Origin of the sequence: Streptomyces sp. NPDC096079 (genome assembly GCF_040303145.1) — a bacterium.
Taxonomy (GTDB): domain Bacteria; phylum Actinomycetota; class Actinomycetes; order Streptomycetales; family Streptomycetaceae; genus Streptomyces.
On record NZ_JBEOST010000004.1, the window covers coordinates 403,261 to 429,265 of the forward strand.

Annotated in this window: 19 protein-coding genes; 9 read left to right on the forward strand and 10 right to left on the reverse strand. The window is 74.3% G+C overall.

All coding sequences use genetic code 11. The features are described 5' to 3' along the window. Nucleotides 1-13 precede the first annotated feature (13 nt). The 4 genes from ABTY59_RS12180 to ABTY59_RS12195 all read right to left on the reverse strand — a co-directional run bounded on the left by ABTY59_RS12180 (nucleotide 14) and on the right by ABTY59_RS12195 (nucleotide 4,200). Nucleotides 14-97: a putative leader peptide gene (locus ABTY59_RS12180; protein WP_351188065.1), complete on the reverse strand. Its 84-nt coding sequence runs from the start codon at nucleotides 95-97 to the stop codon at nucleotides 14-16. A gap of 144 nt (nucleotides 98-241) precedes the next feature. After that, nucleotides 242-811 (reverse strand): GNAT family N-acetyltransferase, encoded by a 570-nt coding sequence (locus ABTY59_RS12185; protein ID WP_352018818.1) that lies wholly within the window; start codon nucleotides 809-811, stop codon nucleotides 242-244. Nucleotides 812-956: 145 nt separating this feature from the next. Further along, entirely contained in the window at nucleotides 957-2,270 is a 1,314-nt protein-coding gene (locus ABTY59_RS12190) for a GAF domain-containing protein (RefSeq protein WP_352018819.1), read from the reverse strand. A 292-nt stretch (nucleotides 2,271-2,562) separates the two neighbouring features. Continuing rightward, nucleotides 2,563-4,200: an acyl-CoA dehydrogenase family protein gene (locus ABTY59_RS12195; RefSeq protein ID WP_352018820.1), complete on the reverse strand. Its 1,638-nt coding sequence runs from the start codon at nucleotides 4,198-4,200 to the stop codon at nucleotides 2,563-2,565. A gap of 17 nt (nucleotides 4,201-4,217) precedes the next feature. Here ABTY59_RS12195 and ABTY59_RS12200 point away from each other — a divergent pair, with 17 nt between their 5' ends. Beyond that, nucleotides 4,218-5,342 (forward strand): YihY/virulence factor BrkB family protein, encoded by a 1,125-nt coding sequence (locus ABTY59_RS12200; protein WP_352018821.1) that lies wholly within the window; start codon nucleotides 4,218-4,220, stop codon nucleotides 5,340-5,342. Nucleotides 5,343-5,362: 20 nt separating this feature from the next. Further along, nucleotides 5,363-6,103, forward strand: a complete 741-nt coding sequence (locus ABTY59_RS12205; protein ID WP_352018822.1) for a DUF6597 domain-containing transcriptional factor — start codon at nucleotides 5,363-5,365, stop codon at nucleotides 6,101-6,103. On the opposite strand, the gene ABTY59_RS12210 is transcribed toward ABTY59_RS12205, so the two are convergent. Then, complete coding sequence (locus ABTY59_RS12210; RefSeq protein WP_352018823.1) at nucleotides 6,037-6,453, reverse strand: VOC family protein; 417 nt, start codon at nucleotides 6,451-6,453, stop codon at nucleotides 6,037-6,039. The two genes, ABTY59_RS12205 and ABTY59_RS12210, sit on opposite strands and share 67 nt — an antisense overlap. 101 nt (nucleotides 6,454-6,554) lie before the next feature. On the opposite strand from ABTY59_RS12210, the gene ABTY59_RS12215 reads away from it, so the two are divergent. After that, entirely contained in the window at nucleotides 6,555-7,553 is a 999-nt protein-coding gene (locus ABTY59_RS12215; protein ID WP_352018824.1) for a hypothetical protein, read from the forward strand. 120 nt (nucleotides 7,554-7,673) lie between these two features. On the opposite strand, the gene ABTY59_RS12220 is transcribed toward ABTY59_RS12215, so the two are convergent. Beyond that, entirely contained in the window at nucleotides 7,674-8,666 is a 993-nt protein-coding gene (locus ABTY59_RS12220; protein WP_352018825.1) for a translation initiation factor 2, read from the reverse strand. 58 nt (nucleotides 8,667-8,724) lie between these two features. On the opposite strand from ABTY59_RS12220, the gene ABTY59_RS12225 reads away from it, so the two are divergent. The 5 genes from ABTY59_RS12225 (at nucleotide 8,725) to ABTY59_RS12245 (ending at nucleotide 19,435) form a co-directional block, all read left to right on the forward strand. Then, nucleotides 8,725-13,227: an AAA family ATPase gene (locus tag ABTY59_RS12225; protein ID WP_352018826.1), complete on the forward strand. Its 4,503-nt coding sequence runs from the start codon at nucleotides 8,725-8,727 to the stop codon at nucleotides 13,225-13,227. Then, nucleotides 13,228-14,607 (forward strand): hypothetical protein, encoded by a 1,380-nt coding sequence (locus tag ABTY59_RS12230; protein ID WP_352018827.1) that lies wholly within the window; start codon nucleotides 13,228-13,230, stop codon nucleotides 14,605-14,607. It abuts the gene before it with no gap. A 13-nt stretch (nucleotides 14,608-14,620) separates the two neighbouring features. Continuing rightward, a complete protein-coding gene (locus ABTY59_RS12235) occupies nucleotides 14,621-16,564 on the forward strand; it encodes a pentapeptide repeat-containing protein (RefSeq protein WP_352018828.1) in 1,944 nt (647 codons plus the stop codon). Nucleotides 16,565-16,865: 301 nt separating this feature from the next. Next, on the forward strand, nucleotides 16,866-17,981 hold the full coding sequence (gene rsgA, locus ABTY59_RS12240) for a ribosome small subunit-dependent GTPase A (RefSeq protein ID WP_352018829.1): 1,116 nt from the start codon (nucleotides 16,866-16,868) through the stop codon (nucleotides 17,979-17,981). Nucleotides 17,982-18,082: 101 nt separating this feature from the next. Beyond that, nucleotides 18,083-19,435 (forward strand): DNA-3-methyladenine glycosylase 2 family protein, encoded by a 1,353-nt coding sequence (locus tag ABTY59_RS12245; RefSeq protein ID WP_352018830.1) that lies wholly within the window; start codon nucleotides 18,083-18,085, stop codon nucleotides 19,433-19,435. A 53-nt stretch (nucleotides 19,436-19,488) separates the two neighbouring features. Here ABTY59_RS12245 and ABTY59_RS12250 read toward each other — a convergent pair whose 3' ends face one another. The 4 genes from ABTY59_RS12250 to ABTY59_RS12265 form a co-directional block, all read right to left on the reverse strand. Then, on the reverse strand, nucleotides 19,489-19,869 hold the full coding sequence (locus tag ABTY59_RS12250) for a PPOX class F420-dependent oxidoreductase (RefSeq protein ID WP_352018831.1): 381 nt from the start codon (nucleotides 19,867-19,869) through the stop codon (nucleotides 19,489-19,491). Between the two features lie 81 nt (nucleotides 19,870-19,950). After that, nucleotides 19,951-20,433 carry a DUF456 domain-containing protein gene (locus tag ABTY59_RS12255; protein WP_352018832.1) on the reverse strand — a complete coding sequence of 161 codons (483 nt, stop codon included), beginning with the start codon at nucleotides 20,431-20,433 and terminating at the stop codon, nucleotides 19,951-19,953. A gap of 78 nt (nucleotides 20,434-20,511) precedes the next feature. After that, nucleotides 20,512-20,946 carry a hypothetical protein gene (locus ABTY59_RS12260; RefSeq protein ID WP_352018833.1) on the reverse strand — a complete coding sequence of 145 codons (435 nt, stop codon included), beginning with the start codon at nucleotides 20,944-20,946 and terminating at the stop codon, nucleotides 20,512-20,514. A gap of 67 nt (nucleotides 20,947-21,013) precedes the next feature. After that, nucleotides 21,014-21,997 carry a helix-turn-helix domain-containing protein gene (locus tag ABTY59_RS12265; RefSeq protein WP_352018834.1) on the reverse strand — a complete coding sequence of 328 codons (984 nt, stop codon included), beginning with the start codon at nucleotides 21,995-21,997 and terminating at the stop codon, nucleotides 21,014-21,016. Nucleotides 21,998-22,229: 232 nt separating this feature from the next. On the opposite strand from ABTY59_RS12265, the gene ABTY59_RS12270 reads away from it, so the two are divergent. After that, nucleotides 22,230-25,997 carry a S8 family serine peptidase gene (locus ABTY59_RS12270; RefSeq protein ID WP_352018835.1) on the forward strand — a complete coding sequence of 1,256 codons (3,768 nt, stop codon included), beginning with the start codon at nucleotides 22,230-22,232 and terminating at the stop codon, nucleotides 25,995-25,997. Nucleotides 25,998-26,005 lie beyond the last annotated feature (8 nt).

Here is a 26,005-nt window from a genome sequence, read left to right on the forward strand (position 1 = left end):
GGTGCTGGTTCTCTCAGCGCGCCGAACAGATGGCGCTGGACATGCGGCCGAGGTCGACGTGCCGCCGACTCACCAAGGCAATTCCAGTTCCAGACATGACGGAAGCGTGTCACGGGACTTTGGACCCAGTCCAGCATCGTCCGGTATTTGGACATAGATGTCTCGATCTGCGAGACAGTGTGCTCCAGGTCACGCGAAAGGGGCCCCGGTCGGGGCCCCTTCGCCGTGCCGGGCGCCCGGCTCAGGCGTGGGCACCGGGCCAGGGGCCGGGGGTCTCCGACTCCTCGACCTCCTCCACCTTGGTGTCGAAGAGGCGGAAGCCGCGCCGCTCGTAGTTGTCCATCGCGTGCGGGCCGTCGAGCGAGCAGGTGTGCAGCCAGACGCGCCGGGTCGCCTCCCGGTCCGGCCAGCGCTCGGCCAGGTCCCACGCGCGCGCGGTGCCGAAGGAGAGGAGGTGGCCGCCGATCCGCCGGCCGCGGAAGGCGGGTATCAGACCGAAGTAGACGATCTCGACGACACCGTCGGGCTGCGGGTCGAGCTCCACGTATCCGGCCGGCGTCCCCCGGTCGTACGCCACCCAGATCTCGGCCCCCGGCTTCTCGACGATCTCCTGCCACTGCTTGTACGAGAGCGGCAGGCGGTCGTTCCAGCGGATGTCGCCGCCGACCGCCGTGTAGAGGAAGCGGCTGTACTCCGGCGAGGGCACCTCGGCACGCGCGATCGTGATGTCGCCGCCGGCGGGGGCCGGCGAGGGGCGGAGATCGGACGGCGAGGTCTGTTCGAGGGACCAGGTGGTGAGAGTGATGCTCATGGGGCCATCGCATCATGCGGAGCGCCGGATTCCCACCCTGTTCCGGCCCGGCGGACGGGCTGTCCGGCATACGGACACGGTGGGCCGGCCACGACCCGGCCCGGGCCGGGGCGCGAGGCCGCCCGCGCCCCGGCCCCGCGCCCCCTCACGGACGCGGGACCGTCCCGGGACGGCGGTGCGCGGCGCGGACGGCGGGCGCGGTGGAGTGGGGCAGCAGGTCCTCCGGGTGCTCGGGGCGCAGGACCTCCACCGCGACCTCCTCGCGGAAGCGGTACGGGCGATGGGCGAGGACCCCGGCCAGGTTCCGCCGCACCCGGGACATCTCCGCCCGGACGGTCACCGTCCGGGTGCGGTCCCCGAACACGTCGCCCGCCAGCTCCGCCGCCGTCCGCCCGTCGCGGTGCAGGGCCAGGACGTAGAGGAGCTCCGCGTGCCGGGGGCTCAGCTCCTGCTGCCAGCTCCCCGCGACCCCCGAGACGGCCACCGTCCAGCGGCGCGGCCGGCTCAGGTCCAGCACCACCCGGCTCGCCTCCTGGGCGCCCGGCTCCTCGGCGCGCGCCTCCTCCTCGACGCGCAGCAGCCAGCCCCCCGGCAGCGGTTCCACCGCGCACACGCCCAGCGAGGGCAGCCAGACCCGCCCGGCCCGGAAGGACTTGGGCAGCGGGATCCGGTCCACCGGCGCGAGTCCGGTGACCGCCGCCGTCCAGCCGTGCGCGTCCACCGCGACGGCCCGGCCGCCCACCCGGCACAGGATCGGCGCCGCCACCGCCCGCAGCCGCTCGACCGAGCGCCGGTGCCGGTCGCGCATCTCGGCCTCGGCGAGCTGCGCCACCGAGCCGACCAGCGCCAGCATCGCCGGGTGGAAGCTGGACGCGGGTCCGCTGACGTCCAGGATCCCCAGGAGCCGCTGGTCGCGGGGGTCGTGCACGGGCGCGGCCGCGCAGGTCCAGTTGTGCAGGGCCTGCACGTAGTGCTCGGCGGAGTGCACCTGTACGGCCCGGCCCATGGCGAGCGCGGTGCCCACCGCGTTCGTCCCGGTGGCGTGCTCGGTCCAGGCCGCGCCCTCCTCCAGGCAGATCCCGTTCGCCTGCCGGAGCACGGCCGTGTTCCCCTGCCGCCACAGGATCCGGCCGTGCTCGTCGGTGACCACCATGATCTGGAGGGAGGCGTCGGCGATGCCGGCGAGCCCGCCGCTCAGCGTCTGCATCACCTCGGCGAGCAGCGTGGTCCTGCGCCGCTGCTCCAGCTCGTCGCGCTGGAGCAGCACGGTGCTCGTGCCCTGGTCCGGGTCGAGGCCGAGGCGGGCCATCCGCTGCCAGGACGCGTCGATCACCGGGCGGGGCGCGATGGGGGGCCTGCGGCCCGCCAGGGTCTCCTCGCGCACCCGATGCAGCAGCCGGGTGGCCTGAGCGGCGTCCATGGCGGCCAGCCGCTTCATGTCGAGCTGCGTGTTCTTCATCGGTCTCTCCCAGCCACCCCGGGGTGCTGTATCGGTTCTGCACAGGGCAGATGTCCGGAGTGTCGGTGCCCATCGTGCCGTCCGGGACCGCCCGGCGAGGCCCGGTTCGGGTAATCCTGCAACCCTTTGCAACTCTGGCGATCGACCGTCTCCTGCGTGAGGGTGGTGCGAGCGGCGGGTGGTGCCGTGTCGGCGCAGCACCACCCCCGCTTTTCCGCGCGTGCCGGCCTGACCGACACGCACACCCCTCAGGCCCACCCCTGGTACGCGCGGACCACTTCGCGGCGGCCGGTCACACCTCGACCCGGGCCCGCTCCACAAGGGCCCGCAGGTCCAGCGTGTGCGGCAGCGTCCCGAAGGCCGCACCGGCGTCCCCGCCGAGCCGCGCCGCGCAGAACGCGTCCGCCACCTCCGGCGGAGCCCATCGCACGAGCAGCGCACCCTGGAGCACCCGTGCGAGCCGCTCCGTCAGCCGCCGCGCCCGCGCCTCCACGCCCTCCAGGTCCGCGAGTTCGCCGAGCAGGTCCCGGATCGCCCGGTCCAGCCGGTGGTCGGCGCCCCGCGCCTCGCCCACCTCGCGGAGCAGCGCGTCGAGCGCCGCGGGCTCGGTCCGCAGCGCCCGCACCACGTCCAGCGCCTGCACGTTCCCCGAGCCCTCCCAGACCGAGTTGAGCGGCGACTCCCGCAGCAGCCGGGGCATCCCCGACTCCTCGACGTACCCGTTGCCGCCCAGGCATTCGAGCGCCTCCGCCACCACCGGCACGCAGCGCTTCGTCACCCAGTACTTCGCCGCCGGGACCGCGATCCGCAGCAGGGCGGACTCCCGCGGGGTGCCGGCGTCGTACGCCGAAGCGAGACGCATGGCCAGGACCGTCGCCGCCTCCGACTCCAGGGCCAGGTCGGCCAGGACGTTCCGCATCAGGGGCTTCTCGACGAGCGGCCCGCCGAAGGCCGAGCGGTACGAGGCGTGGTGCACGGCCTGCGCCACCGCCTGCCGCATCAGCGCCGCCGACCCCAGCGCGCAGTCGAGCCGCGTCGCCGCGACCATGCCCATGATCGTCCGCAGCCCGCGCCCCTCCTCGCCGACCCGGCGCGCCCACGTCGTCCCGTCGAACTCCACCTCGGCGGAGGCGTTCGACCGGTTGCCCAGCTTGTCCTTGAGCCGCTGGAGCGCGAAGGCGTTGCGCGAGCCGTCCGCGAGCACCCGCGGCACCAGGAAGCAGGTCAGCCCCGCCGGGGCCTGCGCGAGGACCAGGAAGGCGTCCGACATGGGCGCCGAGCAGAACCACTTGTGCCCCGTCAGGACGTACTCCCCGTCCGCCGCCAGGGGACGGGCCTCCGTCGTGTTCGCCCTGACGTCGCTGCCGCCCTGCTTCTCCGTCATCGCCATGCCCAGCAGCACCCCGGGCTTCTCCGCGACCGGCCGCAGCTCCCGCTCGTACACGTGCGAGAGCGCCGCCGGCTCCCAGACCGCCGCGAGCTCCGGCTCGGCGCGCAGCGCGGGCACCGCCGCGTGCGTCATCGACACCGGGCAGCCGTGCCCCGCCTCCGCCTGCGACGCCACCAGGAACCCGGCCGCGCGCCGCACGTGACCCCCCGGACGGCCCCACGCGTGCGTCAGCCCCGCCGACACGGACCGCCCGAGCAGCCGGTGCCAGGCCGGATGGAACGCGACCTCGTCGATCCGGTGCCCGTACCGGTCGTGGGTCCGCAGCCGCGGCGGATGCGCGTTCGCCTGCTCGCCCCACTCCCGTACCTGCTCCGAACCGGTCGCCCGGCCGAGCAGGGACAGCTCCTCGCGCACCTCCGCCAGGAGGTCCGGTCCGAGGTGCCGGTCGACCGCCTCCGCCAGCGCCCGGTCGCTCCTGAAGACGTCGTACCCCACCAGGGGTGGAGCCTGGTTGGTCACGGTGTGGGTGCTCGCTGCCATGCCGATACGGTAAGCAGGTGCAGGCAGCAAGAGAAACACCCGATCGGCCCGAGCGTCGGCCCTGGAGCAGGCTCCACCGGGCACGCGTCCTCTACCGCAACGTCTCGAAGCGGAAGATGGTCTGGCTGCTCCTCAAGGACACCGTCAACTCGTGCATCGAGTACCGGATCCTCGGCCTCGCCGCCGAGGCGGCGTTCTTCACCCTGCTCTCCCTGCCGCCCCTGCTGCTCGGCCTGATCGCCGTCCTCGGCTACGCCGACGACTGGACCAACACCGACACCGTCGCCAGCATCCGGGAGAACATCCTCCACGCGGCCGGCACGGTCCTCTCCGACCGTGGCGTCCACGAGATCGCCGAACCCCTCCTCGACGACATCACCCAGGGCAAACGGCCCGAGCTGATCTCCCTCGGCTTCGCCATCGCCCTCTGGTCGGGATCGCGCGCGGTGAACGTCTTCATCGACACCATCACCGTCATGTACGGACTCGACGGACACCGGGGCATCGTCAAGACCCGGCTCCTCGCCCTGCTGCTCTACATCGTGGCGCTGCTCATCGGCGCCGTCGTGCTGCCGCTCGCGGTCGTCGGCCCCGACCGGGTCGTCGAACTCGTCCCCTGGGGCACCGAGGTCGTCGCCGTCCTCTACTGGCCGGCCGTCATCCTGCTCTCGGTCGCCTTCCTCACCACCCTCTACCACGTGTCCGTGCCCGTCAGATCGCCGTGGATCGAGGACATCCCCGGCGCCCTCGTCGCCCTCGCGATGTGGGTCCTCGGCAGCTTCCTGCTGCGGATCTACCTCACCAGCCAGGTCGAGGGACCGACCATCTACGGCTCGCTCGCCGCCCCCATCGCCGTCCTCCTCTGGATCGGCATCTCGGCCTTCGCGGTCCTCGTCGGCGCCGCCGTGAACGCCGCCATCGACCGCGTCTGGCCCTCGGTCGCCACCGCCGCCGCCCGCGAGGCCAACGAACGGGCCCGCGCCGTCCAGGCCGCCGAACTCGTCGCCCGTGTGCGGGCCGAGGCGGAGGACGTCGACGAGGACGACCCGGACATGCCGTCCGAGTTCCCCGAGCGCTGGTCCAGGTTCCTCCCGCCGGACGACGTGAAGTCCCGCCTCCACTCGGGCTGGGAGAAGGACTGAGCCCGCCGTAGGCTCGAAGGGTGTACGAGGAGCGCCCCGCCCTGCTCGACGGAGCCGTGCTGTGGTCCCGGACCGCCGTCGCGGGACCCGCCGCGGAGCGGCCCGTGCTGCCCGACGGCTGCATGGACCTGATCTGGGCCGACGGCGCCCTCCTCGTCGCCGGACCTGACACACACGCGTTCCTGCCGGGTGAATTCGCCGCTCGGTACGCGGGCGTCCGCTTCGCCCCCGGCGACGCTCCCGCCTTCTTCGGCGTCCCCGCCCATGAGCTCCGCGACCGCCGCGTCGCCCTCGGCGCGCTGTGGGGCGACGCGGAGGCGCGACGGCTCGGCGAGCGGATCACGGAGGCCCCCGACCCCGCCGCCGCCCTGGAGGAGCTCGTCCTGCGCCGCGCCGCCGCGACCCCGGAGCCCGATCCGCTGCTGCGGGCCGTCGTGGCGCGCCTCGACGCGGGCCGGCCGGTCGCCGAGACGGCCGAGGCGGTCGGGCTCGGCGTCCGCCGACTGCACCGCCGCTCCCTGGACGCCTTCGGCTACGGCCCCAAGACCCTCGCCCGCGTGCTGCGCCTCCAGCGCGCGCTCACCCTGGTCCGGGCCGGCGTGCCCTACGCGGAGGCCGCGCTGCGCGCGGGCTGCGCCGACCAGGCCCACCTCGCCCGGGAGACCCGGGCCCTGGCCGGGACCACGCTCGGCGCCTACACGGCCTCCCTGGGTGCGAAGAGCGAGACGCCGCTGCCGTCCGGGTCGAGCACCACCGCGTAACGCTGCCCCCACACGGCGTCCCAGGGCTTCAGGTGCCCCCGGTACCCGGCGGCCGTCAGCTCCTCGTACACGGCGTCCACGTCCGCGGGCGACCCGCACCGGAACGCGAGCTCCACCCGGTTCCCGCCCGCGGGGCGCGTCCAGGACGGATCGAAGGAGCGGACGACGTCCTCCGTGTCCCAGGCGATCCGCAGCCCGCCGGGCAGCGCCGCCTCCACGTGCGGGGCGGACTCCGCCCCGGCCGGGACGTCCAGACCGAGGCGCCGGTAGAACGCGAGCGAGGCGGCCATGTCCGAGACGACGAGGCCGACGAGGTCGAAACGGGGCGTGATGCGCGGTGCTGTGTCCATGACCGCACGGTAGGCACGGGGTCCGCGGCCGGTCTTGTACGAATCGGACGCGGGACCCGGCCCCCTCCCGTACCGCCCGCCCCTGCGGCTACGGTCGGGCCATGAGCACGCGCGCGTACGGACGGACGTCCTGGCCCTGGGCCGCGGCGGCCGTCCTGCTGTTCTGGCAGACCTGGTACCTCTTCCACGTGTACGCCACCGAGAACTCGGGCGTGCGCTGGGACTGCGACTCCGAGGGCTGCGGCACGAACGACCTCGCGGGCCCGGCGATCCCCTTCGCGGTGGTCTCGGCGGTCCTCGCGACCGTGCTCGCCGCGCCCCGCCTGGGCATCGCCGGTGCGGGTGTCGCCGCGCTCCTCGGCGCCTTCGGGCTCCTCGTGCGCCGGGAGGACGACCACGCGCTCCTCGCCGCGTACGGCCTCGCCGCGCTCGGCGTCGCCCTCGTCATGACGGGCGCGGTCCGGGCGGTGCGCCGCGGTCCCGCCGAGGAGCGGGACGAGCGTCCGCGCCCGCGCGGCCGCCTCGCGCTCCCCGCCCTGCTGCGCCTGCTCGTCGCACCGGCCACCCTGCTCGCCGCCGTCCCGGGGACCCTCGCCGCCACCGGGTTCGTCCTCGCCGCCCTCGACGGGCCCCGCTGGATCATGATGCTGGGGCTCAACGGCACCGTGGCGCTGCTCGTCGCCCTCGGCCGGGCGCGGCTCAGCCACCGCCCCGGGGTGGCCGGAGGACCCGTCCCCACGGGGCGGGCCGCGCACGCGCCCGCCCTCCTGAACGCCCTCACCACCCGGGGGACCGCCTTCGTCTTCGACCTGACCGTCCGGCCCGAGCGGGGAGCCCCGTACCGGATCGAGGTCGAGCACCCCCTAGACCTCCAGGACGTCCGCGTCCACCGCGCGGCGCTCGTCCGTCACGACCCCCGCCGCCCCTGGCTGGTCGACCTGCCCCAGGACCCGCCGGCCGCCGCACTGGCCCGCGCCCGCGCCGCCGCCGGGGACCCGGCCCCCGCCCCGCGCCTCTGGTCCCCGCCCCCCGGCACCCCCGCCCTGCTGGTCACCGTGGTGCTCACGACGGTCCTGGTGTCCCTGCTCGCCACGGCCTGAACGAAGCCGAGGCCCGAACGAAGCCGAGCCCCGTCCCGGCCTGAACGAAGCCGAGCCCCGTCCCGGCCCGAACGAAGCCGCGGCCCGAACGAAGCCGAGCCCCGTCCAGGCCCCCTCGGCTCACAGACCGCGGTCCGCCAGGACCTTCCGCTCGGCGCGCTCGACGGCGGCCCGGCCGGCCGCGTCACCGCCGGCGCGCTCCACCGCCCCGCGCACCAGGGCGAGGTAGAAGAGGGCCGGCGCGCAGGGCGTCCACCGCTCCTCCGGCTCGTCCGCGAGGAAGCCGAGCACCGCCTCCGGGTCCGCGTCCACGAACGCGAAACGGTCGTGCTCCCACTTGTCGGTGACGCCCCGCGTCCAGCGCAGGCGCAGCGCCGGCTCGTCGAGCCCGGGTGCCACCGCGCGGAAGAACGCCGCCCACTGGTGGTTGACCAGGTCGAGCCCGAACCCGAGCAGTTCCACCCGGACGTCGTCCTCGTCGTGCACGGCGAGCTCCTCGAAGAGGGCGCGGCGCGCCACCGCGTGCAGGCTGATCGGGCTGCCGTCCCGGGGCAGGTCGTGCTGCCTGGCCAGGCCCTCGTTGGCGGAGGAGTTCCACCGCGCGCTGTTCGGCCCGGCGACCTGGGCGCTGCGCCGGGAGAACAGCATCTTGCCGTCCTTGCCGGTCTCCAGGGCCACGTTGACGCCGAAGCTGCAGCTCATCCACGAGGGCGCGTCGACCGGATCCCTGCCGTCCAGGTACTGCTGGCGCAGCGTGAGGCCGTTGCGCTGCGGCCGGCTGTCCAGGTTGAGCGAGGTGGTGAGGAAGTCGAAGTAGTCGGCGTCCCGCAGGGCGAGGGACACCACGGGCTCCTCGGACAGATGCGTACGGGTGACGACGACCCGCTCGACCGCGAAGCGCGCGTTGTTCCACCGGTGCGGCAGCCCGCCGGCCTCCTTGCGCTCCTCCTCCGCCTCGATGGACCGCCGCCAGGCGGCGATCTCCTCGGGGAACTGCACCCGCTTCGGAGTGTGCTTGACGTGGACGTTCTCCTCGTCGATGGGCCGGGTCCCGTCCCCCTCGAAGAGATGACAGCCAGTTGCCCGGCCGACTACCGTGAACCTGTCGCGCATCGCCAACTCCACTGTTGAATAAGGCGTGATGGACACTCGGGGGGGTGCTGCCGGTCTCATGGTACGAAACAGTCCGCACGGGCGGCTGTCCTTGCTGAAGGCCGAGCGGCGGTCCTCTTCCCTGGTGGGCACCGTCGCCGTACCGGAGTACCTCCACCCGGATCCGGCGGAGCGGCGGAGGCTGGGGCGCCCGCAGCTGACCGAGGTCCGCGACCGCTTCACGGAGACGATGCGGGAGGGGCTGGGCTTCGGGGAGACCCTCCGGGTCGACAGGGGCGGGGCGACCCGGCAGCAACTGTGGTCAGGAATCGAGGAGTTCCTGGCGGACGGCGCCCGGCGGAAGACCCTCTACTGGACGGGGCACGGCGTCCAGCGCGGCGACGAGGGCTACTTCCTGGCCTGCGCCGACTCCTGGCAGTCGGGAGAGTTCGACCCCGCCCGGGCCGTCTCCCTCGTCGAGCTGGTGGGGACGCTGCTGCGGCCGGAGCACGAGACGGACACCCTGCTCGTCATCGACGCCTGCTCCTCGCAGAGCTACAACTCCCTGGGCGAGGCCGTGCGGCACGCCGTGGACCTGGAGCGGGACCCCGCGGTGGTCCGGGCACGCGAGACCCGGCGCAAGGGCTTCGCCGTCATCGGCACCTCGGGGGCGGACGCGCAGGTGCCGGCGGGGCGCTGGGTGACCTGGCTGGAGGAGGCCCTGGCGAAGCCGGACTTCGTGGCGGACGACCAGGCCCGCCCGTTCGAGCCGTCCGCGCTGTATCTGCCGCTGCCCTACCTCTGCCGCGCCGTGGACGCGCGGGCCGCGGACGACGGTCTCGACGAACCCGCGCAGCGACCGGACTGCCGCGAGGTCCGGGCGCTCCCCAACGACTTCCTCGACAACCCCCACTACCACCAGTCCGACCCGCCCGTGTACACGCCGGCCGTGCTCTCGCGGCGGAAGCCCTGGATCGAGGCCGAGCAGTTCGGTCTCGAGGACGACAGCCATCTCAGCCGCCACTTCGCGGGCCGGCGGGACGCGCTGAGCCGGATCGTGCGCTGGATGGACACCCACCCGAAGGGTCTGCTCGCGGTGACGGGCCTGGCGGGCACGGGGAAGACGGCGCTGCTCGGCCGGCTGGCGCTCACCTCCCTTCCGAGCTGGCGGGAGACCCTCGGCCAGGACCTCGACCCCGCGACGCTGCCCCGGGCGGGGTCCGTGCACGCGGCGCTGAGCTGCCGGGGCCAGTCCGCCCACTCGCTGGCCGCACATCTGCGGGAGGTGCTGGCGGACATCGACGGGGCGCCGCCGCTGCCGGACGAGCCGGTGACGTCGGAGAGGTTCACCGACGCCTTCAAGGAGCTCGTCGGCCGGGCGGGTTCGGTGAACCTGGTCTTCGACGCGCTCGACGAGGCCCTCCCGGACCAGGCGCACGCGATCGCCCGGCACGTCCTCGGTCCCCTGGCGAGCACGCCCGGCGTCCGGGTGATCGTCGGCACCCGGACCCAGCCCCGCCGGCGCAGCACCGCGCCCGCGGAGGAGGAGTCGCTCCTGGACACCCTGGAGCTCAGCGTCGAACCCGTGGTCCTCGGGGACGACGACGAGGCGCGCGCGAGCATCACCGGCATGATGCTGTCCGTCCTGGACACCGAGCGTTCCCCGTACCGGGGCGAGGCGCGGCGGGAGGACCGCGAGTGGACGGCGGAACTCGTCGCGGGGCAGAGCCACGGCTCTTTCCTGGTGGCCCGGCTGGCCGCGACCGGGCTCGCCCGGCGGACCACGGTCGCCGCCGAGGCCGAACTGCTCGCCTGGCCCCGTGACGGCGGCATGGACCTGCGCACCCGCCTGGCGGAGGAGACGCGCCACCTCGGCGAGCAGCCCGGCGGACGGCGGGCCCACGAGGTGCTGCGGGCGCTCGCCGTGATCCAGGGCCCCGGGCTGACTCCGGACGCGGCCTGGCTGACGCTCGCCGACGGACTGCGCGACGCCGGCTCACCGGAGCTCACACCGGAGGACCTGCGCCAGGTGTGCCGGAGCGCCGACGGCGGCATCGTCGCCACCCAGAAGGACGGCGGGCGCCGGACGGCGGGACGGATCCGCTATCAGCTGGCCCATCCGAGTTACGGCGAGTTCTTCCTCTCCGACGCCGGACTGACCGCACGGGAGGCGCACCGCAGGGTGCTGGACGCGCTGCGCGCCCGGGCCGGCGGCGACTGGGCGCGCGCCGACGCGTACACCCTCGAATACCTGGGCGCCCACGCCGCCCAGGTGGGGCCGGACGCCCTTCGGGAGCTCTTCGAGGACGCGGGGTTCCTGCTGCGCACGAACCCCGATGTCATGCTGCCGCTCGCGGCGGGCCTGGCCCGCGACTGCGACGGCGCCGCGCTGTACGGCAGGGTCGCGAACGCGTTCCCCCGCGTCTCCGGCCCGCTGCCGCCGTCGGTCCTGCTGGAGCGCAAGGCCCTGCTCAGCGCCGCCGCCTTCGTCAGCCACCGCGACGCGACGTACCGGACGCTGCGGCGCTCCGAGGGCTTCCTGCCCTGGCAGGAGTACTGGACCGACGTCCCGCCGGACCCCCCGGAGTGGCGACGCGCGGCGCCTCCGGGCGGTGCGCGGGCGCTGAGCTGGCGCGCCGGCACGGGGGCGGCGGGGCTGACCCGCACGGACACCCTGACCGCCGGCGGGCTGGGGGAGATCCACGTCCTGGACCCCCGTTCGGGCGCCCGGCTGCTGACCCGCCGGCTGCCCCGGACCGGCGGCGAGCGCGGAAGCCCGCTCGGTGCGGTGCGCGAGCTGGGCGCGGGAGCCGGCTGGGCCACCGTCGCCCGCGACGACCAGGCCGTGTACTTCTGGCGCGGGAGCTCCCGGACGCCCGACCGGGAGTACCGGTGGGGCGGCACGGTGCGCGCCCTGTCGGCGGCCGAACTGGGCGGCGGGCGTGCGGCCCTGGCGGCCGACGGCGACCGGGTGTGGGTGTGGTCCTGGGAGGGCGGCACGCGCCTGGACGTGCGGCTGAAGGAGGTCCGTCCGGCGGATGTCCGGCAGCTCGCGGCCCTCACGCTGGGCACGCGGATGTTCGTCCTGGCGGCGGGGGACGAGCGGGTGGAACTGTTCGAGGTGGACCGCGCCCGCAACGGTGACGCGGGTCTGCGCGAGTCCGGGACCGATCCCGGCGTGACCCTGGCGGCACCGGCGCTGGACGCGGCGGCGTTCACGGTCTCGCCCACGGAGGGCCTCCTCGCCGTGGCCGACGGGACCGCGGTGTACGTCTGGCGGTGCGAGGCCGGGTCCGGCCGGCCGGTCGTGGAGAAGGCGGAGACGTACCCCTCGAACGCGCGCGGCCTGGCCTTCGGGCGGTACGGCGACGAAACGCTGCTCGCCGGATACGAGGAAGTGGCCGTCCGGATCTGGTCCGTCGGCCGGCCCGGACGCGAGGCCACGCTCGCTCTGGACGCCCCCCGGGAGGGCGCCATGGCGTTCGAACCGGACGGTCAGGGACTGCTCGCGGTCGCCGACGGCCCGTACATCCGGGTCGTGGACGTGGTCCCCGCGCTGGAGGCCGGCTACGGGACCCAGCGCCGGCCGAGCAACGAGCGCCCGGTCCTCGCCCTCGCCGGCGCGCCGGACGGTCCGCCGCTGCTGTGCCGGGCCTGGCACGACCGGATACGGGTCTCCCGGCCGAAGCAGGGGGACCCGGCCCTCCTTCCGGCCGTGGAGCTCGGCCACGACGGACGCACGGTGACGGCGGTGGCCGCGGTGCGGGCCGCGGACGGCTGGACGGTGGCCGCCGCGGCCGGCCGGACCGTACGGCTGTGGCGGCTCGACGGCGGCCTGTCGGTCGTCACCCACCGTGACCTCCCGCTCGGCGGGGACGCCGGACAGCCGGCCCGCGCGCTGAGCCTGGTCGGCGACCCGGCCGCCGCCACGCTGCGGCTGAGCGTGGCGGACGGCCGGCGGCTGGTGCGCCACGAGGTCCCGGCCGACGTCTCGTCCGGCGGGACCGAGGTCCGCGAGATCCGGACCGACCGCGGGTTCTGCGGGATCGACACGAGGGTCCTGCGGGACGGTTCGTACTGGATGGCCGGCGATCTGAGCGACCAGCTGCGGGTCTGGACCGAGGGCGAGCACGGCGTCGAGCAGCGCGTCCTGCTCACGGCCGTTCCCTCCTGCCTCGCCCTCGGGGAGCTGTACGACGACGAGGACGACGCCTCGATGCCGCTGCTGGCCTGGGCGGACCACGGCAGCGTGTACGTCAAGGACTGCTCCGGCGAGGGGAGCCCGCACCCCCCGGAGCGGCTGCCGGGGGACTTCCCCGACGTGACGTCCCTCGTGTTCGCCGGCCCCGTGGAACGGCCCGTGCTGTTGCTCTGCATGCCGCGGTCGGTCTCGCGCGCCTGGGACGTCTGGTCCCGGCGATGGCTGGACGGACCGGGGATCCCCACACGGGGGTACGACGTGCACGCCGTCCGCACCGCGAGGGACCCGGAGGGGCTCGTGATGGCGCTGCAGGGGGAGGACCGCTGCGATCTGATCCGGCTGCCGCGCACGTTCTTCGGCGACGGGACATGGGGAGGGTGAGTGGAGCACGACCTGGTGGTGTTCGTACCGGGATTCCTGGGGACCCGGCTGTGCCGGGACGGCCGGGACGTCTGGGCGCGCTGCGGGGAGCGGCTGATGAGCTCGGGGGCCGCGGCGCTCACGGAGGCGGCCCTCCCTCCGGGACTGGGGGACGCCCTGCCCGAAGGCCCCTTCCGGCTCGACGCCGACACACTGCTGCGGATCCCGGACTCCGTGCCCGGGCTGCTGTCCTGCATGGGGTACCCCGATCTCCGCGCCGCCCTCGCCGACCCGCTCGACGCGCAGTTCGTGCCCTTCGGGTACGACTGGCGGCTGTCCCACCGGCTGGTGGCCCGGCAGCTGAAGGAGCGGGTGGCGCGCGAGCTCGAACGGTGGCGCGCGGAGGTCGACGCGTACTACCCGGACCGCGCCGACGATCCGCGCGTCATCCTGGTGTGCCACGCGACGGGCGGTCTGATCGGACGTCACTATCTGGAACGGGAGGAGGGCCGGGAGACCGCACGGACCCTGGTCACCCTCGGCACCCCGCAGCACGGGCTGGTCCAGACCGCCCGGCTGCTGGCCGGCCACGCGGTCCCCGTCGACGCCGGTCCCGGCGCGGACGTGGCCGCCCGGCTGAACGGGGCGCTGCGCGACTGGGCGCTCCACCTCCCGGCCGTCGTCGAGATGCTGCCGGTGTACCCCGCCGTGCGGGTCGAGGGAAAGAGCCGCGAGCGGCACGTCACCGACGGCCGGTACCCGGTTCCGGGACTGCCGGGCGACGCCGTCCGTGAGGCGCTGGCCTTCCAGGAGGAGTTCCGCTCGGCGTGCGACGAGCACCGCGGCGCCGGCCCCCTCCCGTACGCCGTCCACTGCCTGGGCAGCGCCGACTTCCCGAGTCCCGAGGCGCTCGTCCTCTCCTCCGACGGGGCACGGATCTCCGGCGCACTGCCCGGCCCCGGCGACGGCACGGTGCCGCGCCGGTCGGCCCTCGCGGACTGGACCGGTACGGACCCCATGCTGTGGACCGGCTTCCGGAACGCGGACCTGGCGAGCGGTCCCGCGCTCCGGGACGCGATGCTCGCGATCCGCGCGGGACGCCCGCCCGGCGGCACGCTCGCCGGTGAGGAGGGCATCGTCCTGTACTTCCCCGGCGACGTGGTCGCCGCCGGCCGCCCGTTCGTGGTCGAGCTGCTCGGGCACGACCTGCCCCGGCGCAATCTGCGGACGTTCGTGTGGCGTTCGGGCCGCAACGACAGGCACCCGGTCGCCTTCCGGCAGCACGGGCCCGACCGCTACCGGGCGGAACTGGTGGTCCCTCCCGGGCGATGGGTGGTCGAGGCGCTGGTCGACCGGCCGAAGGGGCGCGACCGGAGGGACGTGACGGTCGTGGCGGCATGAGAAGAGAGCTGGGATGAACGGAACCGACACCTCCGCGTGGCCGCACTGCGGACACCTCGACACCGGTGAGGCCTGCCGGGGACGGAGGGTGAACGCGCACACCGCCTGCCTGGCGCATCTGGACGGCGCGGAAAGGGCCGCCCATCTGGCCTCGCTGACCCCCGGCACCGACCTCGACCACCGGGGCACCCCCTTCACCCAGAGCCTGCTCGACGAGCTCCTCGCACCGCTCAGGGATCCGGGGAGCGGGCGGGCGCGCGTGGGGGAGGCGTCGTTCGACGAGGTGCGGTTCACCGGGGACGCGGAACTGACGGGGATCGACTTCGGCGGCTTCTGCTCCTTCGCCTCGGCCGTCTTCGGCGGGGGCGTGTACCTCCAGGACGTGCGGACCGGGGGCGATCTCCGCATGGGCGCGGCGCGGATCGAGGGAGAGATGTGGCTCGACGACAGCGACGTGGGCGGTGACGCCTGGTTCTACGAGGCCCGGATCCGGGGCGCGTTGCGGTTCTGCGCCCGCGAGGTCGGCGGCAGTGCGATGTTCCGGCGCATGACGTGCGGGGACGCCTACTTCTCGGGAGCCCGGCTGCGGGGCGCCGCCTCCTTCGACGAGGCGGTCGTCGAGGGGGAAGCCGCCTTCGACGGCGTGGTCTTCGAGGAAGGCGCCGACTTCGCGAGGATCCGGATCAGCGGCCGTGCCGGCTTCGACGGAGCGCACTTCCACCGGGGCGGCGCCCGCTTCGACGGGGCGGACATCGGCGGGGACATGCCGTTCGCCGAGGCCCACTTCGCGTCGGAGGCCACCTTCGACGGCGCCGCGATCAGCGGTGACCTGTCGTTCTCCGGGGCCCGTCTGGAGGCCGGCGTGGGCTTCCGACGGGCGGTCTTCCGCCGTACGGCCCGGATCGGCCCGCTGGTCTGCCCGGGGACGGTGGACCTCTCCGACGCCGTCTTCGAGACCCCGGTGACGCTGGAGGCCGCCGCGCGGGAGGTCCGCTGCCGGCGGACACGGTGGGCGTCCACGGCCGCGCTGCGGCTGCGGTACGCCCGGGTGGACATGAGCGACGCCGTGCTGGAGCTCCCGGTGACCGTCGTCGGCCGGCCCCGCCGGTTCGTCTCGCCGGAGGGCCAGGCGATCGCCGAGCCGGGGCTCACCGACGACCGGGTGCGCGTCACCTCGGTCCAGGGCGTGGACGCCGCGCACCTGGTGCTGGCGGACGTCGACCTGACCGGCTGCCTCTTCACGGAGGCGGTGCACCTGGACCAGCTGCGGCTCGAAGGCCGCTGCCACCTGGCGGTGCCACCGCCCGGGCCGCGCCGGATACGCCGCCGGACCCTCGCCGAGGAGCACCACTGGCGGGCGAGCCGGTACGGCGACGGCTGGACGCCCGCGCCACCGGGTGTCGGGATACCGGACCCCGGCGTGCTCGCGCCGGTCTACCGGCAGCTCCGCAAGGCCCTTGAGGACGGCCGGAACGAGCCGGGCGCGGCCGACTTCTACTACGGCGAGATGGAGATGCGCCGCCACGACGCCGCGGCACCCCGGGGCGAGCGCATGCTGCTGCGGCTGTACTGGGCACTCTCCGGCTACGGTCTGCGCGCCGTGCGCGCCCTGGTCTGGCTGCTCCTCGCGATGACGGCGACCGTGCTCGCGATGATGCTGTGGGGGCTGCCGCGGGCCGATCCGGACCCGGTCAGCGCCGGGACCACCGACGGCCGCCGGATCACCCTGACGACCAGGAAACCGGAGCCCGCCGCACCCCAAGGGCCGTACGCGAAGCGTCTGTCGGCCGCGCGGTTCGAGAAGTCCCTCAGGGTGGTGGCCAATTCGGTGATCTTCCGGGCCTCCGGGCAGGACCTGACCACCGTCGGGACGTACGTCGAGATGACCGCCCGCCTCGTCGAACCGGCCCTGCTCGGACTGGCCTTCCTGGCCGTACGCAGCCGCGTGAAGCGCTGACGCCCCGGGTGTCTGCCGGGCCCGCCGTCGCTCCGGGCCGCCGGGTGGAGACGTCCGGATTCAATTCGGTGGTGCCGTGCCCCCGGGCGGGGCTATGGTGCTGCTCATCCGTTCCCGAGGGGCACGGTGTCAGTGCGTCGAGAAGAAGCAGGAGGTGAGGACATTGATGACTGTCACGGTGACGGGCTCTGCCCGCATTCAGGAGTTCATCGTTCCCACCCCTGTGGTCTCCGGCTGACACCCACTCGACCTGCGCGCACTCGGAGCGCGCTGCCGGGGCCACCCCTCTGAAGGGTCCCCCTTGTCTTTCCCGCTTTCCTCCGTCACCTCTTCCTCCTCCTCGCTCGACGCCCACGGCTGGGACTCCGGCTGGGCCACCGCCTTCGCGCCGTACGCCGCCCGGGGACTCGTCCCCGGACGCGTGATCCGCGTCGACCGCGGCCAGTGCGACGTCGCCACCGCCGAAGGGGTCCTCCGCGCCGACACGGCGTTCGTGACCCCGCACGACCCGCTCCGGGTCGTCTGCACCGGCGACTGGGCCGCCGTCGACCCGGAGGGCGTGAGCGACCCCCGGTACGTGCGGGCCTGCCTGCCGCGCCGGACCGCCTTCGCGCGCTCCACCTCCTCCAAGCGGTCCGAGGGCCAGATCCTCGCGGCCAACGTGGACCACGCCGTCATCACGGTCTCGCTCGCCGTCGAGCTCGACCTCGGCCGGATCGAACGCTTCCTCGCCCTGGCCTGGGAGTCCGGTGCCCAGCCGATCGTCGTCCTCAGCAAGGCCGACCTCGTGCCCGACCCGGTCGGACTCTCCTACCTCGTCGAGGACGTGGAGACCGTCGCGCCCGGCGTGCAGGTGCTGCCCGTCAGCTCCAGCACCGGAGAAGGGCTCGACGTGCTCGCCGCGACCGTCTCGGGCGGCACGACCGTGCTGCTCGGTGCCTCCGGCGCCGGCAAGTCGACCCTCGCCAACGCCCTCGTCGGCGAGGACGTCATGGACGTCCAGGCCGCCCGTGACGTCGACGGCAAGGGCCGCCACACCACGACCACCCGCAACCTCTTCGTCCTGCCCGGCGGGGGAGTCCTCATCGACACCCCCGGACTGCGCGGGGTCGGCCTCTGGGACGCCGAGGCCGGCGTCGGGCAGGTCTTCTCGGAGATCGAGGAGCTGGCCGCCGACTGCCGCTTCCACGACTGCTCCCACGCGTCCGAGCCGGGCTGCGCGGTGGCGGCGGCGATCGAGGACGGCTCCCTGCCCGTGCGCCGGCTGGAGAGCTACCACAAGCTGATCCGCGAGAACCGGCGGATCGTGGCCAAGACCGACGCCCGCGTCCGCAACGAGATGCTCAAGGAGTGGAAGCGCATGGGCCGGGAGGGGCGCACCGCCATGGAGCTCAAGCGCGGCGGCCGGGGCCGCTAGGGCCGGTCCGGAATGTCCCTGGAGGCGTCACCGTCCCGCGCCCGACCGTGGTGTCCGAAAACCGCGAGCCGGGCCGGGACGGCTCCCGCACACTGGGAGCCATGAGGGACGACGACACCCGCTACGAGGCGGTCAGCAGCAGGGACGCCCGGTTCGACGGAGAGTTCTTCTTCGCCGTCCGGACCACCGGCATCTACTGCCGGCCCAGCTGCCCCGCCGTCACCCCCAAACGGCAGAACGTCTCCTTCTACCCGACGGCAGCCGCCGCCCAGGGCCACGGCTTCCGCGCCTGCCGCCGCTGCCGCCCCGACGCCGTGCCCGGCTCCGCCGAGTGGAACGTCCGGGCCGACGTCGTCGGACGCGCCATGCGGATGATCGGCGACGGCGTCGTCGACCGCGAGGGCGTGCCCGGACTCGCCGGGCGGCTCGGCTACAGCACCCGGCAGGTCCAGCGCCAGCTCACCGCCGAGCTGGGCGCCGGGCCCGTCGCGCTCGCCCGCGCCCAGCGCGCGCACACCGCCCGGCTGCTGCTCCAGACCACCGGTCTGCCCGTCACCGAGATCGCCTTCGCGGCCGGATTCGCCAGCGTCCGCCAGTTCAACGAGACGATCCGCGCCGTCTACGCCCGCACCCCCACCGCCCTGCGCGCCGAGGCCGGCAGCGGCGCGGGAGCCCGTACCGCGCTCGCCGCCGGAGTGCCGCTGCGGCTCGCGCACCGGGGTCCCTACGCGGCCGGCGAGGTCTTCGACCTGCTCGCCGCCGAGGCCGTACCGCGCGTCGAGGAGGTCGTCGGCGCACCCGGCGCCCGCACCTACCGGCGCACGCTCCGCCTCCCGTACGGCACCGGCGTCGTCTCCGTCGACGAGCGCTCCGGCGGGCGCTGGCTGGAGGCCCGGATCCACCTCACCGAGCTCCGCGACCTGACCACCGCCGTGCACCGGCTGCGGCGGCTCTTCGACCTCGACGCCGACCCGTACGCGGTCGCCGAGCGCCTCGGGGCCGCCCCCGGGCTCGCCGCCGAGGTCGCCGCCCGGCCCGGCGTGCGCTCCCCGGGCACGGCCGAGCCCGAGGAGTTCGCGCTGCGGACGGTCCTCGGCGCCGAGGAGTCCGCACGGCTCGTCGAACTCCACGGCACGCCCCTGGCCACCGCCTGCGGCACGCTCACCCACGTCTTCCCCGAGCCGGCCGCCCTGACCGGCCACCCCGTCGCGGGCCCCCTGGCCCGCGCCCTCACCGACGGAGCCGTACGCCTCGACCCCGGCGCCGACCGCGACGAGGCCGAGCGCGCCCTGCTCGGCGTCCCCGGAGTGACCGCCGAAGCCGCCGCGCTGATCCGGATGCGGGCCCTCGGCGACCCGGACGTGCCGCCGACGGGCACCCCGGAGACGGACGAGTGGCGCCCGTGGCGGTCCTACGCGGCGCGGTACCTCGGCGCGGCCCCGGCCGCCCTCTAGGGGGTGTTTCGGAAGTCCCGCACAGCACCCGCGCAGGACTGTCGAAACACCCCCTAGTCCCCGAGACCCCAGCTGTGGATCCTGCGCGGATGGATCCGGATGACCTCCGGGCTGAAGTGCGGGCCCAGCTCGTGCGGGCCGACCAGCAGTTCCGCCTCGCCGCGGATCTCGACGCCCCGCACCCGCCAGGGGCGGACGCTCGCGAGGTCGTCGACGACCAGGGCCACCTTCGGGTTGGCCCGGAGATTGCGCCACTTCTTCGTCCGGCCCATGCGGAGCCCGCCCACCAGGACGGTTCCGTCCTCCTGCGGGAAGAACCCCACCGGATTGGCCTGCGGCTGCCCGGACGGGTCGACGGTCGCCATCCGCGCGAGCCTGCGGCCCTCCGTGAGATAGGCGAGCTCGGCCTCGCTGAAGCCCTCGAAGTCCCTCATGCGTCCAGCATCGCGCGGTCCCGCCCCCGGCGGATCGGTCCCGGGACGGGTCCGGCCCGGGACCTCGGACCTCCACACCCCCTAGCCCCAGACCACCGCCCCCGCCCACGCCCCCACGATCAGCAGGCAGGCGAAGAGCTCGACGAGGACGCTCGTGCCCGCCGCCCGCATCACGGCCCGGGTCGCCGCCCGCGCCTGGCCGTGGCCGCCGAGCCGGAGCCGCTCCGAGAGGTAGATCCCGCCGACGAAGCCGGGGATCGCGCCGAGCACCGGGATCAGGACGAAGCCGAGGACGGCGCCCACCCCGGCGTACGTCACCATCCGCCGGGTGATGCCGACGCCCCGGAGGCGGCGCGGCGGCAGTTGCCAGACGATCACCTGGGTGAGGAGCAGCAGGCCGGTCGAGGAGGCGAGCAGGATCCAGGCGAGGTCGGTCCGCTCGTGCAGCGCCCACCAGAGCATCGCCGCCCACACCAGCCATGTCCCCGGTACGCCGGGTGCGAGGACCCCGAACAGACCGAGCAGCATCACCGTCGCGATCATCAGGAGCTGCCACACACCCACGCTGCCCAGCGTGCACGATGCCCCGGATTCCCGCAGGTCGCACGGGGCGTACGGGGTACTGGGCGGGGGGCCGGGCCGTCAGGCCGCGACGGGCAGCGCCGCGGCCACCAGGTCGCGTTCCCTGCGGCCGAGCAGCGGGAAGACCAGCTTGAGGCCCGTCCCGCCCTCCGCGGGGGAGACGACGAAGGAGGAGTTGACGATCCGCTCCTTGATCTCCGAGCGGACGAGGCCCGCGCGCGGCACCGTCACGGTGTGCTCCACCGGCTTGGCGAAAACCGGGTCGGCCCGGTGGATGATGATCCGGCGGTCGGTCATCGTCAGGTACATCGGCACGGGGGTCGGTACCACCGCCATCGCGCCGCCGGACGCGATCGCGGAGGCCACCGCGAACGCCGTGGTCCGCCGCACGGAGACGCTGCTCAGGTTGATGACGGTCGTCACCTCCACCCGCTCACCGGGCTCCAGCATCGGGGTCACGGCGACCAGCAGGGCACGACGGCGTCGTCCGTTCATCGGGGCGGAACTCCAGGGGTCGGGAGGCAAGCGGAATCAGCCGCTCACCCTCCCACACGCCCCCGCCTCAGCCGCGGGCGACCCAGCCCTTCTCGTACGCGTGCCAGCCCAGCTGCAGCCGGGTCGTCACCCCGGTCAGCTCCATCAGCCCCTTCACCCTCCGCTGCACGGTCCGCAGCCCCAGGTCCAGCTGCTTGGCGACGCTCGCGTCCGTCATCCCGGCCAGCAGCAGCGAGAGGATCTCCAGGTCCATCACGTCCGGCCCCGGCGCCTCGTCCTCGGTGACCTGCGCGCCCGCCCCGAGCCGCAGCGGCAGCGCGTCCCGCCAGACCGACTCGAACAGGCCCATCAGCGATTCGAGGAGCCCGCTCGCGTGGACGACGATCGCCGCGGGCTCGGCGCCCCGGCCGGTCAGCGGGACCATGGCGAGCGACCGGTCGGCGACGACCAGCTTCGTGGGGACCCGGTCGGCCACCCGGACCTTCTCCTCGCGGCCGAGCGCCGCCGACAGTTCGAGCAGCCCGGTCGGGAGGGTGAGCACCTCGCGCTCCAGGACCACCCGGTAGCGGACGCCGCGCCCCGCCGCCTGCTCCTCGGCGTCGTTCTCCATGCCGGAGACCGCGATCGGCTTGCCGGTCACCAGGGCGCAGACCTCCTCCTGGGCGCCGAGCTGGAGCTGGAGGAAGCGGTGGGTGACCGCGCTCGCACCGGTCACCACCTCCACCAGGTCGTGCACGGCCGCCTCCGCGGCTTCCGCGCGGTACTCCTCGGCGAGCAGCTTGGCCGCCAGCTCGGCCTGCTCCAGCTCGTGGCGCTGCTGGGTGAGCAGCGCGCCGAGCGCGACGCCGGGCGGCGCGGCGACCCAGCGGCCGGTGCGGGCCGAGGACTGGGCCGCGAGCCCCTGGGACTCCAGGCGGCGCAAGGCCCGCTCGGTGTCCTGCTCGGGCAGGGCGAGCCGGTGCGCGAGATCGGTGACCTCGGCCGCGCCCAGCGCGACCAGGGCGCGGTAAGCGGACTCCTGGCGCTCGTCGAGACCTATCGCTCCCAGCATGGATGCCCCACCCCTCGCCGCACCTCCGGGGAGCGTCCCCGATCTTCCGGGGACGTTCACCGGAGGCATTCGTTCCGTTGGTGACCTGGCGGGAAACGGCCACGGCGTATTCCCGCCTGTCCCATCATCCCTGTACCGCCCTCACCTCTGCCAATGTGGCGCCACCGCAGCACCAACAGCCTCCGGCGATGGGTGCCTTGTGCCCTTTTTCCGGATTCAGATGGGGAGAGCGATGCGCCCGATTTCGCGTACGGCCCTGGGGGCGGCGACCGCCGTCGTCCTGGCCGTCACCGCGGTCGCGCCGTCCATGGCGAATGAGCCACAGGACGACTCGGCCGGCAAGCGACCGCTGGTCGGCAGCGAGGCCCCGGCCCGCGCCGGCGACGGAGCCAGGACCGCCACGGTGACCCTGGTCACCGGCGACCGCGTCCTGGTCACCCGCGACGTCGACGGCAACCCGGCGGCCACGGCCCTGCCCCGCGAGGACGGGACCGTCCCCCTGGTCCAGACCCGCCGCTCCGGCCAGGACCTGTACGTCTACCCCGAGGACGCCACCGCCGCCCTCGCCGCCGGCCGCGTCGACGAGGAACTCTTCAACGTCACCGGCCTGATCCGCCAGGGCTACGACGACGCCGCCACCACCACGCTGCCCCTGATCGCGGTCTACGGCTCCGACCTCACCCGCTCCGTCCCCGCCGCCCCCCGCGGCGCCCGGCGCGGCCAGGTCCTCAAGGCCGTCGACGGCGTCGCGCTCAAGACGGACAAGAAGCAGGCCGCCACCTTCTGGGCCGAGATCGGCGCCCCGGCCGCCCGCTCCGCCTCCGGCCTGAAGAAGCTCTGGCTCGACCGCAAGGTCGAGGCCACCCTGGAGCAGTCGACGAAGCAGATCCACGCCCCCGAGGCCTGGGCCGCCGGCTACGACGGCTCGGGCACCAAGGTCGCCGTCCTCGACACCGGTGCCGACGCCGAGCACCCCGACCTCAAGGGCCGCATCGTCGCCTCGGAGAACTTCACCGACTCCGACACCACCGACGACCACCAGGGCCACGGCACCCACACCATCTCCACCGTCGGCGGCTCCGGCGCCGCGAGCGACGGGAAGAAGAAGGGCGTCGCCCCCGGCGCGGACCTTCTCAACGGCAAGGTCCTCAACGACTCCGGCTCCGGCGCCGCCTCCTGGATCATCGCGGGCATGGAGTGGGCCGTCGCCCAGGGCGCCGACGTCGTCTCCATGAGCCTCGGCAGCTCCGTACCCACCGACTGCACCGACCCGATGAGCGTCGCGGCCGAGGAACTCGCCCGGAACGAGGGCACGCTGTTCGTCATCGCCGCCGGCAACTCGGGTCCCACGCTCAACACGGTCTCCTCGCCCGGCTGCGCGCCCAGCGTGCTCACCGTCGGCGCCACCGACCGCGACGACTCCACCGCCTGGTTCTCCAGCCGCGGCCCGACGATCGTCCACCACACCCTCAAGCCCGAGATAGCCGCGCCCGGCGTCGGCATCTCCGCCGCCGCGGCCGGCGGCCGCGGCGCGTACGCCTACCAGTCCATGTCCGGTACGTCGATGGCCACCCCGCACGTCGCGGGCGCCGCCGCCATCGTCAAGCAGCGCCACCCCGACTGGACCGCCCAGGAGATCAAGTCCGCCCTGGTCGCCTCCGCCGACAGCGGCGTCCCCGGCGACGTCCGCGAGGTGGGCGGCGGCCGCCTCGACGTCAAGGCCGCGATCGACCAGACGGTCCTCGGCGCGCCCGCCGTCCAGGGCGGCACCTTCAACTGGCCCCAGGACAAGAGCGACCGCACCACGGTCTCCGTGCCGTACACCAACACGTCCGGCGCCCCGGTCACCCTGAGCCTCGCCGTCGAGAAGGTCACCGGCAACGACGGCTCCGCCGTCCGGTCGACCGTGGCCCGCCTCGGGAAGCGGACGGTCACCGTCCCGGCCGGCGCCACCGTCGAGGTCCCGCTCGACCTCGCCCCCGACGCCCGCCTGGAGCGCGCCCAGTACGGCGACGTCACCGGCCGCGTCGTCGCCACCGGCAAGGGCGGCATCCACGTCTCCACCCCGTTCTCCCTCCACGTGGAGCCCGAGACCGTCACCCTGCGCGTCAAGCTGATCGACCGTCAGGGCGAGCCGGCCGACGGCGCCTCCTCCCTCGACGTCATCGGCACCGACACCGCCACTGGCGAGCGCCGCTTCAACGAGGGGGCCGCCGACCAGGTCTACCGCCTGCGCCCCGGCAGCTACTTCCTCTCCTCCTTCGTCACCACGCCCGACGCGGGTGAGGGCGCCACGCTGAACGACTCGCTCAGCTACCTCGGCCGCCCGCAGCTGGAGCTGAAGAAGGACACCACGGTCGTCCTCGACGCCCGCAAGGCCCACAAGCTGTCGGTCAGGACCGACAAGGCCTCCGAACTCCGGGGAGCCACCCTCGCGTTCGCCCGCTCCTGGGACGACTTCTGGCTGCACGCCGGAACCGCCACGGGACCGCGGACCATCCGCGGCTACTACGCCTCGGTCGAAGGCGCCGCCGACGAGGGCGACTTCGAGTTCGGCAGCTACTGGCGGGCCGCCGCCCCGCAGATCGCCTCGCTGCGCACCGGCGACGGCCTCGCCCTGCACCCGCTGACCGCCTCCCTCGGCTCCGACAACCTCGACGGCACGGGCTCCGCCCGCCTCGTCGACGCCGGCACGGGCACGCCGGACGAGCTGAAGGCCGCCGGGGTCCAGGGCCGCGTGGCCCTCGTCCGCCTCCCGGACGACTCCACCGGCGCGGGCACCCTCGCCCGGGACGCCAAGGCCGCCGGCGCCGTCGCCGTCGTCACGTACCACTCCGGCCCCGGCCGCTGGTACCCGACCGGCGGGTTCACCGGCCTCGGCCTCCCCGTCCTCTCCGTCCCGTCCACGGAGGCGACCGCGCTCCTCGGCAGGCTGGCCGCCGGCGAGGTCACCCTCGCCTGGAAGGCCACCGCGAAGACCCCCTACCTCTACAACCTGGCCTTCCCCGAGACCGGCGCGATCCGCACCGACGAGGAGTACCGCGTCCACGACGCCAAGCTCGGCCGCACGGACTCGGCCTACGGCTCGGCCGGCGTCACCACCGACTTCACGGACTTCCCGGCCGCCTACCGCCCGAACGGCGTCGGCATCTCCTTCGGCTCCCTGGAGACCGTCCCGGCGCCCGGCACCCGCACCGAGTACTACTCGGCCGGTGACACCGTCTGGCAGCAGATGGTCAACAGCAGCTTCCCGTTCGGGGAGATCATGATCGGCGCCCGGCACGCGTACGCGCCCGGCGAGAAGCGCACCGAAACCTGGTACGACGGGGTCATCGCCCCCACCGCCCCGCGCGACACCACCGGGAAGCCGGTCCTGGTCTCCGAGCGGCAGGGCAACCTCATCGGCTTCGCGAACGCCATGTGGGGCGACCGCACCCACCACGCCGAGCCCGGCTCCTTCGGCGACATCGGCAACCTGAGCCTGAGCCGCGACGGCGAGCTCATCGGCGAGACCGGCTGGCCGTTCGGCGTCTTCGAGGTACCGGCCGAAGCCGGGACGTACACGCTCGAACAGAACACCATGAAGATCGGCAGCAAGGTGTGGGCCCGCTCCACGTCCGTCAATTCGGTGTGGAAATTCACCTCCAAGCTTGACGAGAGCGTCTATTCTCAGGGCATCCCGATTCTCTTCCCCCGGTACGACCTTCCGGAGGACGGACTCAAGACCCTCGCCGCGACCGACGGCCAGCACATCGGCCTCACCGCGACGGGTCACGCGGGCTACACCCCCGCAGCGCTCACCTCGGCGAAGCTCTCGTACTCCTACGACGGGGGCACGACCTGGACCGAAGCGCGGGTCTCTCAGCAGGGCGGCGGCTGGACCGCGACCGTGAACCACGCGGGCGCGACCGGCAAGCAGGTCACACTGAGGACCGAACTGACGGACGCCAACGGCAACTCCGTCACCCAGACCGTGGTCCGCGCCTACGACGTGCGCTGATCACGCCG

Coding starts and splice junctions, on each gene's coding strand:
- ABTY59_RS12250 (WP_352018831.1), bottom strand. CDS start 19,869: ATGAGGGACTTCGAGGGCTTCAGCGAGGCCGAGCTCGCCTATCTCACG.
- ABTY59_RS12260 (WP_352018833.1), bottom strand. CDS start 20,946: ATGAACGGACGACGCCGTCGTGCCCTGCTGGTCGCCGTGACCCCGATG.
- ABTY59_RS12190 (WP_352018819.1), bottom strand. CDS start 2,270: ATGAAGAACACGCAGCTCGACATGAAGCGGCTGGCCGCCATGGACGCC.
- ABTY59_RS12245 (WP_352018830.1), top strand. CDS start 18,083: ATGAGGGACGACGACACCCGCTACGAGGCGGTCAGCAGCAGGGACGCC.
- ABTY59_RS12185 (WP_352018818.1), bottom strand. CDS start 811: ATGAGCATCACTCTCACCACCTGGTCCCTCGAACAGACCTCGCCGTCC.
- ABTY59_RS12210 (WP_352018823.1), bottom strand. CDS start 6,453: ATGGACACAGCACCGCGCATCACGCCCCGTTTCGACCTCGTCGGCCTC.
- ABTY59_RS12215 (WP_352018824.1), top strand. CDS start 6,555: ATGAGCACGCGCGCGTACGGACGGACGTCCTGGCCCTGGGCCGCGGCG.
- ABTY59_RS12270 (WP_352018835.1), top strand. CDS start 22,230: ATGCGCCCGATTTCGCGTACGGCCCTGGGGGCGGCGACCGCCGTCGTC.
- ABTY59_RS12220 (WP_352018825.1), bottom strand. CDS start 8,666: ATGCGCGACAGGTTCACGGTAGTCGGCCGGGCAACTGGCTGTCATCTC.
- ABTY59_RS12265 (WP_352018834.1), bottom strand. CDS start 21,997: ATGCTGGGAGCGATAGGTCTCGACGAGCGCCAGGAGTCCGCTTACCGC.
- ABTY59_RS12195 (WP_352018820.1), bottom strand. CDS start 4,200: ATGGCAGCGAGCACCCACACCGTGACCAACCAGGCTCCACCCCTGGTG.
- ABTY59_RS12235 (WP_352018828.1), top strand. CDS start 14,621: ATGAACGGAACCGACACCTCCGCGTGGCCGCACTGCGGACACCTCGAC.
- ABTY59_RS12225 (WP_352018826.1), top strand. CDS start 8,725: ATGGTACGAAACAGTCCGCACGGGCGGCTGTCCTTGCTGAAGGCCGAG.
- ABTY59_RS12180 (WP_351188065.1), bottom strand. CDS start 97: ATGTCTGGAACTGGAATTGCCTTGGTGAGTCGGCGGCACGTCGACCTC.